This is a genomic window from Vibrio hepatarius (genome assembly GCF_018860525.1).
GTDB classification, from domain to species: domain Bacteria; phylum Pseudomonadota; class Gammaproteobacteria; order Enterobacterales; family Vibrionaceae; genus Vibrio; species Vibrio hepatarius_B.
Genome location: NZ_JAHKPM010000073.1, coordinates 1 through 11,195, shown reverse-complemented (window position 1 = coordinate 11,195; position 11,195 = coordinate 1). Strand labels below are relative to the sequence as shown.

The 11,195-nt window shown below is 39.9% G+C and carries 15 protein-coding genes and 3 tRNA genes; 7 read left to right on the top strand and 11 right to left on the bottom strand.

All coding sequences use genetic code 11. The features are described from left to right. Positions 1–278 (top strand): hypothetical protein (locus KO511_RS22180; RefSeq protein ID WP_215989556.1); only part of this gene is annotated, 278 nt, incomplete at its 5' end. Between the two features lie 155 nt (positions 279–433). On the opposite strand, the gene KO511_RS22175 is transcribed toward KO511_RS22180, so the two are convergent. From KO511_RS22175 to KO511_RS22160, 4 genes are all read right to left on the bottom strand, one after another. Then, on the bottom strand, positions 434–892 hold the full coding sequence (locus KO511_RS22175) for an NfeD family protein (RefSeq protein ID WP_215989555.1): 459 nt from the start codon (positions 890–892) through the stop codon (positions 434–436). A 2-nt stretch (positions 893–894) separates the two neighbouring features. Further along, positions 895–1,848, bottom strand: a complete 954-nt coding sequence (locus tag KO511_RS22170; RefSeq protein ID WP_215989554.1) for an SPFH domain-containing protein — start codon at positions 1,846–1,848, stop codon at positions 895–897. A 92-nt stretch (positions 1,849–1,940) separates the two neighbouring features. Beyond that, positions 1,941–2,642: a transposase gene (locus KO511_RS22165; protein WP_215989553.1), complete on the bottom strand. Its 702-nt coding sequence runs from the start codon at positions 2,640–2,642 to the stop codon at positions 1,941–1,943. 141 nt (positions 2,643–2,783) lie between these two features. Beyond that, a complete protein-coding gene (locus tag KO511_RS22160; RefSeq protein ID WP_215989552.1) occupies positions 2,784–3,122 on the bottom strand; it encodes a hypothetical protein in 339 nt (112 codons plus the stop codon). Positions 3,123–3,628: 506 nt separating this feature from the next. Here KO511_RS22160 and KO511_RS22150 point away from each other — a divergent pair. Beyond that, on the top strand, positions 3,629–3,871 hold the full coding sequence (locus tag KO511_RS22150) for a hypothetical protein (RefSeq protein WP_215989551.1): 243 nt from the start codon (positions 3,629–3,631) through the stop codon (positions 3,869–3,871). Positions 3,872–3,912: 41 nt separating this feature from the next. Next, entirely contained in the window at positions 3,913–4,350 is a 438-nt protein-coding gene (locus KO511_RS22145; RefSeq protein WP_215989550.1) for a hypothetical protein, read from the top strand. Between the two features lie 38 nt (positions 4,351–4,388). Here the strand turns inward: KO511_RS22145 and KO511_RS22140 are convergent, their stop codons facing one another. Next, positions 4,389–4,796 carry a hypothetical protein gene (locus tag KO511_RS22140; RefSeq protein WP_215989549.1) on the bottom strand — a complete coding sequence of 136 codons (408 nt, stop codon included), beginning with the start codon at positions 4,794–4,796 and terminating at the stop codon, positions 4,389–4,391. A 76-nt stretch (positions 4,797–4,872) separates the two neighbouring features. Between KO511_RS22140 and KO511_RS22135 the strand changes: the two genes are divergently transcribed. Both KO511_RS22135 and KO511_RS22130 read left to right on the top strand, forming a co-directional pair. Then, complete coding sequence (locus tag KO511_RS22135) at positions 4,873–5,292, top strand: hypothetical protein (RefSeq protein ID WP_215989548.1); 420 nt, start codon at positions 4,873–4,875, stop codon at positions 5,290–5,292. 5 nt (positions 5,293–5,297) lie between these two features. Further along, positions 5,298–6,320 (top strand): hypothetical protein, encoded by a 1,023-nt coding sequence (locus KO511_RS22130; protein ID WP_215989547.1) that lies wholly within the window; start codon positions 5,298–5,300, stop codon positions 6,318–6,320. 107 nt (positions 6,321–6,427) lie between these two features. On the opposite strand, the gene KO511_RS22125 is transcribed toward KO511_RS22130, so the two are convergent. The 5 genes from KO511_RS22125 to KO511_RS22105 all read right to left on the bottom strand — a co-directional run bounded on the left by KO511_RS22125 (position 6,428) and on the right by KO511_RS22105 (position 9,175). Next, positions 6,428–7,414, bottom strand: coding sequence for a porin (locus KO511_RS22125; RefSeq protein ID WP_215989546.1), 987 nt, complete (start codon positions 7,412–7,414; stop codon positions 6,428–6,430). Between the two features lie 179 nt (positions 7,415–7,593). Then, positions 7,594–7,818: a hypothetical protein gene (locus KO511_RS22120; RefSeq protein WP_215989545.1), complete on the bottom strand. Its 225-nt coding sequence runs from the start codon at positions 7,816–7,818 to the stop codon at positions 7,594–7,596. Between the two features lie 372 nt (positions 7,819–8,190). Then, positions 8,191–8,265, bottom strand: a tRNA-Gly gene (locus KO511_RS22115). Between the two features lie 19 nt (positions 8,266–8,284). Beyond that, positions 8,285–8,362, bottom strand: a tRNA-Arg gene (locus KO511_RS22110). Between the two features lie 721 nt (positions 8,363–9,083). Continuing rightward, positions 9,084–9,175, bottom strand: a tRNA-Ser gene (locus KO511_RS22105). 290 nt (positions 9,176–9,465) lie between these two features. On the opposite strand from KO511_RS22105, the gene KO511_RS22100 reads away from it, so the two are divergent. Further along, a complete protein-coding gene (locus tag KO511_RS22100) occupies positions 9,466–9,930 on the top strand; it encodes a hypothetical protein (protein WP_215989544.1) in 465 nt (154 codons plus the stop codon). Between the two features lie 53 nt (positions 9,931–9,983). Here the strand turns inward: KO511_RS22100 and KO511_RS22095 are convergent, their stop codons facing one another. Then, positions 9,984–10,661 (bottom strand): HU family DNA-binding protein, encoded by a 678-nt coding sequence (locus KO511_RS22095; RefSeq protein WP_215989543.1) that lies wholly within the window; start codon positions 10,659–10,661, stop codon positions 9,984–9,986. 257 nt (positions 10,662–10,918) lie between these two features. On the opposite strand from KO511_RS22095, the gene KO511_RS22090 reads away from it, so the two are divergent. Continuing rightward, positions 10,919–11,195: helix-turn-helix domain-containing protein (locus KO511_RS22090; RefSeq protein ID WP_354668184.1), on the top strand; the 277-nt coding region annotated here is incomplete at its 3' end.

Sequence of the window (11,195 nt, the reverse complement as noted above, 5' to 3'; positions counted from 1 at the left end):
ACAGTGCAGCAGCAATTGATCTCATCAAGAATATTGTTCCAACTGAATCGATAATTAAAGTTGTTCCTGAAGGCATACTGGACACCTCAAGCGGCTTGCATTTGCCTGAATCGCCCTACACTGATAAGGGAAACCCGTTTTACCAAACCACAAACTACTACAAAGTAAAAAATGACACGTACCCTCCCTCAATAAACCTAGAGATTTTTCCTCTGGAATGGATTGTATTTGCTGTGTTATTTGTTGGGGGTTACTGTTTTCCTTTTGAAACTTTTTAATTGGGTGTATTTAGTTGCTAGTGATGCTGATCAGAAAGAGCCTACCGTCCGTTTCTGGATTATGTTCCCACTTTGCGTATCTTTGGGTTAGCGTTTCTTTCAATTTATTTACCTATAAGTTGAAAAAAGCTGCCATTTGGCAGCTTTTGGAAGCATTAACTGGATTTTCGAACAATAAGTCTTCCGACGTCAGCTTTGACGATAACTACCTCATCGCCAGCCTCAATCTGTGCTTGACTGTTTTCGATGCTACATTGCCAAGAAATGCCAAAAACATTCACTTCAGCGGTGCCACCTGATGGAATTGCTTTATCTGCAACAAACGTTTCACCTTCATAGACATTACCATCAAGGTTTTCGTTTGATTTTCTGTTATTCTTTCCCCAGATCTTAAGGAAAAAGAAAGCAGCAGTTGCCAGTGAGGCAATGAATGCAACAATCATTGGAAAACTGCTAATCCCAGTAAACTCAATTACCACCCCAGTTACAGAAAAAATCAAACCTAAAACCAGCAAGAATAGAGCTGTAGCACAACCAGTTAACATCTCTATGCCGATCAGGACAGCCCCGATCAGCATCATTATATTACCACTACTGGAAAATAATTCAGACATATTTACTTATCTTGGCCTAGTGCTGTTGTTACTGCCATAGCTTGAGCTACTGTCTCGGAAGGGTCTGCTTGCTTATCAGACAGCAACATTACTGTGCTTTCTTTCGCAAGGAACTTCTTAGCGTCAATTGCACCTTTAGCTAGCTCAAACTGCATTGCTTGATGACCGCCATACTTATTAAGAGCTTCGGCAACTTTGTTTAGAGACTTAGCCTGACCTTCGGCAAGTTTAATCAATGCCTCTGACTCACCTTGTGCATGAAGCATTTTTTCTTCTTTAAGGGCTTGAGCGGCAAGAATTTGAGACTCTTTTCGACCTTCGGCATCAAGAACAGCAGCTTGCTTTTCACCCTCAGCAACCAAGATATTTGATTCACGTTTACCTTGCGCTTCTAAAATCGCGCTTCGCTTCTCACGTTCACTTTTCATTTGGCGCTCCATCGCTTCTTTTACAGATTGCGGTGGCTCAACCTCATCAAGTTCATACATTGATACTGATACACCCCATTTTGCAGAGTGTTCAGATATAGATTCTACGATTTTTGCATTGAGCACGCCTCGGTTGCTGAATGTTTCGTCTAGCTCAATACCGCCGATTGCCGAACGCATAACAGTTTGCGAAAGCTGAGTTACTGCAAACTCCCAGTTATCTACGTTGTAGCTAGCTTTTACGGAATCAGTGATTGTTAGGTAGACGTTACCGCCCACAGAAACAGAGATGTTATCTTTAGTGATAGCTTCTTGGCTTGGTACTGGAATTGTTTGCTCTTTGAGCGAAACTTTGTACGCTACACGATCTACGATAGGGATAATTACGTTCAGACCAGCAGAAAGAGTTGTGTGGTATTTACCCAATCGCTCAACAATGTATTCCTGTTTTTGAGGGACAATACGGACACCAAGCATTATCGCTAGAAGTACGATACCGCCAATTACGAGAGAGAAAGTTGTCATCATTAATATTTACCGTTAAGTATTTAGAATAGGTAGTAATATAATGACGGAAAAAAGGTATTAATCAATTCCTTTAAATAAACTCACGCCCGTTTTTATTTATACATGTATGGCTCTAACTCTTCGAATTCAGGAAGATGAAATGGAATATGGTGATATTTCTTTGCTTCAAGTACCATGCCATATAATCTTCGAGCGTCAGCTTTTACGCATAGATTAAATACAGGGATATTGTTCAGGTCGGCAAGCCTTATCGCTGTTCTTGTTCCTCCACTAAACTCAGTGGTCTCGGCAAATGTCTTAGTTAGATCCTGCTCGATACGCAGTTTGATCAGGATGGGCAGGTAGGCACTACTTTTCCCTTTCTGAGCATGACGATTCAGCATAGTGCTGAGTCTCTTTGATGAGATGTGGTTATCAACAAGTGTTGTTAGTACATTCTCATCATCAAGCACATACCCGTCACGCGCCTTCATAGCCCGTTTAATCATATCAATAATAGTTTTGCGCTGTTTATCTCGCCCACCGACCATCAAGTCTTGTGATCGATGAAGACGAACTGACCCATTATTGAATTGAAATACTGTTTTTGGTGAGGATTCTTTGAGTCCTAATCCTCGTCTAGCAATAACCATTGCTGCTGCATGGTGGCGAGTCAGACCAAACCTATCCTGATACTTTAACTCTCCAAGTTGAGAGGTATAAGCAGGATTGATTTTGATTAACTCAATGCCTTCTCTCGCGCACCGAGCGGTGAAGAACTGTTTTATTTTTCCGTAAGCAAGTGCTGACAGCATTCTTGCCTGATTCGGGAAGGATTTATCTAGTGCGCGTTTTTTTTCGAAAAATCTAGCTCTTCAATAACAATCGGCACACCATGTCTCAGAGCAAGATCTGCACAATCCCGAACCGCCCGACCAATAATGTCGGAACGTTGCTCAGTCGTTTTTTCCACGCAACGGTAAAGGGAAAGTCCATGAACCATGATAATTACCATCGTGGCTAATAAAGGTAGCCGCAAGGTGATCTGCATGTAAATCAACACCCAGCGCACCTTGTGAGCGCCACGTTACCGTCTCTTTCTTGCTAAAGCGGAAATTGATATACACATACCAAGTTCCCGACTTTTTCTTAAATCGGTAAGTCAGCGGTGATCCGCCATTAATTAACGCCGAGAAAACTTCATCGCGATAATAATGAAGGTTAAATGGTATGGCTAGGTGAGTGCCATGAATGGCCTCAATTGCAGGCGGAAGACGAAGATGAGCGACAAGCAAATCATCGCCTTGAGGCACTGCTTGGCAGTTCTGGTTGCCGCGAGTCTCGTCTGAGCTACCAACTAAAACAATATCGTCATGACGCGCATCAAACCATCTCGCTTTCCATTCTGAAATATCAGATTATTCAGAGAGTAAAGCGCGCTCCCGAAGCAACGATTTACCGCCAAAGCAAAATGAGATATTGCTTTGTGACAATGCTATTGCAAGATACAGGGAATTAATGGGAGAAACAGATCCTAGGAGTGCTCAAGAGGGAACCTTAAGGAAATTCTCGTGATGAAAACTCTGTTCATGGCTCTGATAGCCAATCAGCGTCTGACCGCGAAATTTCTTTAATCTTCGGATAGTAATAAGCATAAGATTAAGCCAGCATCATTGCTGGCTTTTTTATGTTAATGCCTATAGTGAATGAGTTAATCACATTAATGATTTATTAACATTGAGGCATATTGCAATACTCGGATTTTTGAATTTTACTTAACCATAATAAGAAAAGTTAAATAATGAATGTAAAATCAATTAGAGATACATTAAATACATCTATTGGCGAACTTACAGAGATTAAAAACCTCATTGTAAGCACTAGAAAGTATGCTGAAGAGTCAATCAGGGTTAACGAAATGAGTGCCTTGCTTCTTGCTTTCTCAATCCTTAGTGATGAGGAAATTGAGCAACAAGTGTTTGAGATTGATCGCATTCATGAGGCAGTAAATAACTATTCTGAATTTATGAAGTCATGCTTTTAATGGATGTGAAAGTTATTAATTTTTATAATTAAAATAAAAACATGAGACCTTATCTTGATAATATTTGTTCATTCCTAGAGGATGAATTTGATATTAACCCAGACAACTCAGATTTGTCAGTTAAATTACTCGCTCTAGTGCAAGATGAAGAGAGCCGAGGGCGTATTGTTGAAAAGTCCTCGAATGCATTAGAGAACAAAGAAAATGATGTAGAGCCAACTGGAAGTCAATTGAATTTTATAAAGTCGAGTGAATTTTCAACTGTCGAAATTGAAGAGTTAATTATTGAAATGGATGAAGAATCAAAAAGGGAACTAACAAATGCCTCTGATGGTATAAATAGAACATATCAGAATGAGCAGGAGGGTTCGCAAGAAAACCTTGAAGCTGAGTCCAACATTGCCTCTAAAAAGCAGACCGTTGAAGCTCAGCCAGTACGCAACCTAGATAGCAGTTCGACTAAGGCACCTGCAATCTAGATAGAATAGGATAAAGGTGGCTTTTCTTAAGGCCACATTTATAATTCCTTGACCACGCTAAAACCACGATAGCCAAGAATCACAACTCTTTTCCCTGAGTTTTTTGCAAGCAAGTAAAGCTCATGTGTTTTATCACTATCCCTATAGATAGATCCTTCAAAATCAGACTTAACACATAATATAGAGTTATTATCATTTGTTTTTATTTTTGACTCAACTTCACACTCTTCGATTAAATCAACCTTAAGATGCTCGTTTGCGTCAGAAAGTATTTTGTCCGACCAATTACCTAAATGCAAAAGATGAAACTCTTCACCAGAAAGGTTGTTGAAATAATTATGATTCATAGACTTCTCTAATTTTATACAATCTAGTTTTTTTGTTCCGAAAGAATACAGGCTAACTTCGTCCAGATTTATTATAACTTCAACAGAGCTTTTATCCACAAAATTATAGTTTTCACACGCCCAAAACTTCAATTTTAAGTCAAATATGGTTATAACTAATATAAAAATATTAATAATGAAATCAGTTGATGTTTTTGAAGATATAGATTCATTACGCTCAAAAGGAGTTGTTTTCTCTGCTATCGGTGGCGTAATGGCTTTTGTGGTCGTGTTTGGTTCAACCTTTCTATATCAGGCAGGGGAGGTTTCTAAAAATGTAGCTTTTTTTGCAGGTTTTTCAGTTTTGTTGTTTTTGCTTTCAATAGCAAGCTTTCAACTCGCAAGAACCTCAATTCAGGACGAATTAGAATCAATTTACAAAATTTCGGCGGCGATGTATTTCCTGACCGCTCTTGGGCACTCACTATCAGAATTTTTTATCTTCTTTTTTGGAGTTAAGGAGTTTTCTGCAATTCCTAACTGGGGTGCACTCGGCTTTTACATGGTTATATCGGCTTGGACGCTGATTAAAATATTAAAAGCAACTAAAAAGTAAAAGTAATGTATAAAGAGTTTCCAGAGAGAATACTTTCAGATCTCCCAGAGCAAGTACAGGTAAAAATTTCCAATCAGGAAGACCTTGATCAAAATGATTGCAGGGTAACTAAATCGTACCTTGAAAAGACGATTATTCATCCAGAGAACGCTTGTAACTCTGTAGGTCAGGCTATCTCTCTTATAAAGCTCTATATGACAATCAATGCCAAAATACCAGAATCTACGATTGAGTATATGCGAATGCATGTTCGTGATGAAGAGTTTTTGAGAGACCTTGAGGGTTACGGTAACATTTCTCCTGTCGTTAAGGTTTGTATGAATACACTCCCTATGCGAAATGGCTCTTCGTCACTTCTAAGTTTTTGCCATATTAACTTAGATATGGCTTTTAGGAGGTGGAACCTCTACGCTGAGAATTACGGAAAACTCATTAAATCAGTTAAGAGATGGTGTGACCTTGAAGCTACTCACTTGCGATCAAATTGTGACTACGTTTTGTACTTGGATGAATACCACATTGGTGATATCAAGAAGGGCAAGCAATTCTTGCCGAACCCTTCTCAAGACATGTACCCATTTATTATTAGGTTTTTCGATCCGCCAATTAATTTGGTCATGAAATTCACTATCGATGACAACAATGGTTGCGGAATAAAGTCGTTTAGCTTCGAATGTAAAGTGTTTGGTGACCCTAAACATAGCTCTATCCTTGTGCTTCCTGTTAACCCTGAAATGAAGTTCAACATGATTTGCAAGAACATTATTGATGTTTCAAAGAAGATTATAGACATTACAAGGTTTCAGGAATCTATGAGCTGTGATATTGAGGCAGAGTTGTTTTTTAATGAATGTCCAGTAGGTAGCGTGGATATCGATAGTGGAGAACCAAGGCTTAGTAACGAAGGGGTTGAGATCTTGCGCGACTACTGTGGGGTTGCTAAACAAATCGAGGTTAAGACAGAGGAGAAGGGTAAGGTGCCTAAAATGACCCTCTTTAAACGTTTAAAGTTTGTGGTATTTGGTTAATCATACTTTCTATAATTGAAGGCGACACGAAAGTGTCGTTTTTTTTTGCTTATCGTAGTCATAAAAAAAGTCGGCATAAAGCCGACTCTTTTTCGATAGGTTCGCCATTAGAAGCGTACAATCATACCCGCAGTGAATAGATCTTCTTCACTGGCAGAATTGTCGCTGTCCACTTTTGCGTAACCAGCGTGTAGTTCTACGTTCTCTTGAAGATCGTACTGTGCAGCGAAGCGCAGTGTATCTACATCAAACTTGCTGTTATCAGCAATAGTGTACTCGTTAGTTAGGTAACCAGCTTTAACTGTAAGTGCCTCGTACTTGTAAGAAGCAGAAAGACCAATAGTCTCTACTTCAGACTTGTCGAAGTGCTCAGCCGATTCGTACACAAGACCTGCGTACAGGCCAGAGAAGCCGTAACCAGCGCCTAGCTTGAATGCCTCTGCGTCTTGTAGAGCATTAGTAGCTACGCCTTTATCAACACTGCGGTAAGCACCAGCCATGTCGATACCAGCGAAGTGGTAAGTTGCAGTTACAGCAACGTCATCACCTAGATCACCTATCTCAGCGTCACCTAGTTGTAGTGCTAGACCTAGGCCAGCAAGTGGGCTTGCAGATAGAGCAACACCGTCAACTTTACCAGTTGAGTTGTAGCCTTCAAAGTAAGTACCGTTGAAGACTTCGCTAAACTGGTCAAATTTACCAGTAGCTTGGTCGTAGCGGTCATCGATCTTACCAAAGTGTAGAGTAGCTAGATCGTGTTCAACACCCATCTCAACTTTATCAAGACGGAAGTCTTCGTCTGCGTTGTCGAAGTTACCAACAACTACAGCAGAAGCTTTAAGGCCGTGGCTTAGGTCAGCAGAAGTCTGTAGACCGATCTCTGTGTTACGTTTGTAGTCGATGCCTTTGTCATCAGCGTCGCCACTAGCAACAGATGCGTCGAAATCATCGTAAGAAACACCCAGTTTACCGAAAACATCTACGTTTTCGATTGACTGAGTTACAGTATCATGAGCTGGTGCTACGACGCCTTGTGCAGCGAATGCTCCGAAAGAAGCCATGCCTACTGCTACTGAAAGAATTGTTTTTTTCATATTTGTTCTTTTGTTAATTTAATTGAGTTTTAAGCTTGATTTTATGTTAGTGGCAATATGGTGACACTTTCAAGTCTTAATATGAAAAAAATTGAATTTTTTTTGAATTAAAGGAAGAGTTATAGACATTCGACAATAAAAGAAGCCTCAAAATTGACACTTCTTACGGATTCAGACTTTTATTTCTCAATTAATGATTTTTCAATTTCTTGCTTATGGATGAATGTATTGCTTGAAAAGTGGTCACTAAGTCTCGTGAAAATTTGAGTCAAATCAGATGACTTGTAGGAAGAAATGACTGCTGACCATGCGTTGTCTTCTGTTTTAGAGTAGTATTCATGCTCTCCGCCATCGTTGTATGCGAGAGTGAACGTAATTAGCAATGGCAAAACCCAAAATTTCATTCTTTACATTCTTGTATGCGATTATTATACGCATAATGCACTAAGGTAAATTAAATGACAAGAAAAAAGCCTGCATTTCTAATGGCTTACTATATTGCTTTTAGTGATCTCTCACACGCTTAGGTCTGTTTGGAATGATTGTGTGCTTCTGTACTGGGGCAGGAAGGTCATCAACCTGACCAGCAGATAGAGCAACATTCAGTTGTTTTTTCCTCATAGCGGTTTTGCTGAGAATTATCGTTTTTTTCTTCTTTTATTTTTTAATATAAAGGAAGTATAGAAAATTTAATTTTTAGAACAAATTTGTGACTGGAAAATTATGAGTTTCTTAAATAAAAAAAAGATCGGATATAAATCCGACCTTTCTATATATGGAGCGGGTAGCGGGAATCGAACCCGCATCTACAGCTTGGAAGGCTGTGGTAATAGCCATTATACGACACCCGCAGTGTAATATGCTTAAATATGGCGCCCCCAGAGAGATTCGAACTCCCGACCAATAACTTAGAAGGTTACTGCTCTTTTCCTGCTGAGCTATGGAGGCATATTATGCTATTCACTATAATAATGAACACTATAATATTCTGCCAACAAATTTTATATCGCAATCAATATAATTGTTACTAATTAAAAACTTGTTTTCAATGGCAAGTCATATCTAAAGTGTTGTCTGCTACAGCAAGGTTCGCACAGACTTTGGTGATACTATTCGTTCCTTTCACGCGCTGTTAAACGCTTCACCAACTTTGCCTCTCGCACCGTATAAGATTCAGCGAGAACTAACCTGTTACTACACCAGTTCTAGGCTCTGATCGAGTCCACTCATGACTTCGTTTCAATCATCACCTAGCCAACTTTCAGATCCCGTTATCCTTCCGTTAGCTCCCTTTCGGGGAATACATAACCTTTCAGCCATGCAACTAGGCACTTCCTTGGTGTAGCTGTGTCCACATTCACGGGAACATATATAGTAACTTCATTCTTACAATAGTATATTCCAATGTTGCTTGCCTCGACTGGACACCCAAAAAGGCTAAGAGGTATAGAAAATGCGCTGACGCGCACCACACACACTCCCTCTGATGATTAGATTAAACCTAAGCTTAACGCTAACCACCTAGCTGATTTCAATCCGTCAAGATATCCCAACAGCTATTGCACTCTGTGCAAATCAGTCTCAAAGAGTAAGAAGCCTATTGCAGCCATTCCCTTATTAGGGGATTACTCTAACCTACTGATTTATGTTGGCATAAAATCCTGCGTTATGGCGGTGAAGTAGGGATTCGAACCCTCGATACGGGTTAAGCCGTATACTCCCTTAGCAGGGGAGCGCCTTCAGCCTCTCGGCCACCTCACCAAGACAACCCAAAACTGGGTCGTAATTCGCATACACGACTCTAGAATGAAACAATCGTCGCTAGTCGTGTGATAAGACTTGGAAACCAGAGGCTTGCTGACCTAAACCAGCCGTTTCGCTTAACTCCCTAGCCTTGGCTGTCACTATATTGCCACATAGGCTCTTGGTCAATCTCTTTTTTGCTATTTTTTCAAATAAGACACCTGTTCGGTTAAATTTCAATCAAATCCGCTTGAATACCCAGCATGATACGCACTTTACTTACCTTAAATTAAGAAAAGGCATTTACTTTGAGACAAATTCAACAGATCCAGCACTTCAAAACGCACAAACATGCTTACGATGAAGTGGTTAAGCTCACTGAGTCACTGAAAGGGGATTACGAGAACGATTCATCTGGAAACCTATCAAAGGTTGTGCACAACAGTCTTAGTAAGGAGGCGGCAAAGTTCTATGATGTTGATTTCCTAGATAAGGCTATTGAAAGAGGTCTGTATAGGCTGCCAATTGCTGTAGCGGTACGTGATGTAGAGGAAATGCTACAACAGGCAAAAATGCAATGGAGTAGATTTAGCTGGATGCAAAAGCTTGTGCTGGGAAGGAAACCCAATGATAAATCTGCGGCTACATGGTTACTCGCAAGCAAGTTTTCCAGAATAACCCCTGAATTTTTATCTTCACTATCTGAATTTGACCAAGAGGTCGTTCGGTTTATATATGGACGCCTTCTATATATTGCCAATGAGAAGCAATAAAAAGATGGGCCACCGCTTGTGCGGTGGTTATTAAGTCGTATCAATGAAGCTTTCTATTCTGGATAAATCTTTGATAAGGCTTCTGCTAGCTCATCTCTGAAAGGTTTACTAATTCTGAACCTTGGGTATACGGCTTCTTTGATATCAGTCTTCTCGCCAGTTTTTGGGTTTCTTCCTGTTCTAGCGTTTATACGTTGGCTGCGGAAAACACCAAGCCCACGGACTTCCATTCTTACATTCTCATTCTTTGTCCTTGCTATACATGCAAAGAATGTAGAAGCAATATATCCAGCTAGTATTTGCTTGTTTCGATCACCCTCAAACTGTTCCATGAAAGACTGAGTCAGGCCACGAGAAGTTACTTTGCCACGCATTGCTTTCTTGGTTTTTGAAAACGTTGCTGTCGCCGTTGTTTTCATCTCTATCTGTCTATTTCTAGAGAGATCGCGCACAGGGCGTCCACCTTCTTTGATTCTAGGAACCAAACGGCCATGTTTTGTGATCACAATGGTTGAGCCTTCCATTAGGGCAGACTTGAAGTGTTCAACAAAACCGTTAACCATTCCGACAATTTCAACTCGTGAGTATCCGCTGTCTTTTAGGTAACTAAGTATGATTTGAGCAACTGTCTCTTTCTTGTAAGTGACAATGTCTTTTCCAGTGTTTTCACGGATTTCAGCATCGACCTCTTCAAACAAAGATCGTTCTGTTTTATCTAGTGAGTTTTTCATCTTCTACTTTCGTCTTATTTGTTGTGATTTTCTTAAAATCTAAAGGTTGAGACGTCGTCACTCAATATAAGAAATGACTTCTTTATAGTTTAATCAAAAAGATACAGGTAAAAATGTCGTGTTAAGCCCATAGAGAATAAAATAAATAAAGTATTGAAAATAAAGGAATTTAGCGCTTTTATATCTTGATCGCGGTTCCATTTAAATGCGTGTTTTGTGTAGAAAACGTCCTGACAATTAATTTGAATCGGGCGTGAATCCACGCCCGTTTTTACAAAAAAAGAGCACTGAAAATATTAAGAGCCACTAAAGTACGCCTTTACCCAACACAAGAACAAGCTGAGTTTGTAATTGCTCAGTTTGGTGCTGTGCGTTTTGCGTATAACAAAGCTCTACATTTAACGTCTCATATGTACCGCAAGCATGGTGTCACACTGAATCCTAAACAGGACATAAAACCATTACTTTCCGTTGCCAAGAAATCACGAAAATATCATTGGTTGAAGCAATATGATTCAATTGCTTTGCAGCAAT

What these genes read in the sequence shown, in the direction of transcription:
- KO511_RS22175 (WP_215989555.1), bottom strand. Translation starts at nt 892, where the DNA reads ATGTCTGAATTATTTTCCAGTAGTGGTAATATAATGATGCTGATCGGG.
- KO511_RS22170 (WP_215989554.1), bottom strand. Translation starts at nt 1,848, where the DNA reads ATGATGACAACTTTCTCTCTCGTAATTGGCGGTATCGTACTTCTAGCG.
- KO511_RS22165 (WP_215989553.1), bottom strand. Translation starts at nt 2,642, where the DNA reads ATGCTGTCAGCACTTGCTTACGGAAAAATAAAACAGTTCTTCACCGCT.
- KO511_RS22150 (WP_215989551.1), top strand. Translation starts at nt 3,629, where the DNA reads ATGAATGTAAAATCAATTAGAGATACATTAAATACATCTATTGGCGAA.
- KO511_RS22145 (WP_215989550.1), top strand. Translation starts at nt 3,913, where the DNA reads ATGAGACCTTATCTTGATAATATTTGTTCATTCCTAGAGGATGAATTT.
- KO511_RS22135 (WP_215989548.1), top strand. Translation starts at nt 4,873, where the DNA reads ATGAAATCAGTTGATGTTTTTGAAGATATAGATTCATTACGCTCAAAA.
- KO511_RS22130 (WP_215989547.1), top strand. Translation starts at nt 5,298, where the DNA reads ATGTATAAAGAGTTTCCAGAGAGAATACTTTCAGATCTCCCAGAGCAA.
- KO511_RS22125 (WP_215989546.1), bottom strand. Translation starts at nt 7,414, where the DNA reads ATGAAAAAAACAATTCTTTCAGTAGCAGTAGGCATGGCTTCTTTCGGA.
- KO511_RS22120 (WP_215989545.1), bottom strand. Translation starts at nt 7,818, where the DNA reads ATGAAATTTTGGGTTTTGCCATTGCTAATTACGTTCACTCTCGCATAC.
- KO511_RS22095 (WP_215989543.1), bottom strand. Translation starts at nt 10,661, where the DNA reads ATGAAAAACTCACTAGATAAAACAGAACGATCTTTGTTTGAAGAGGTC.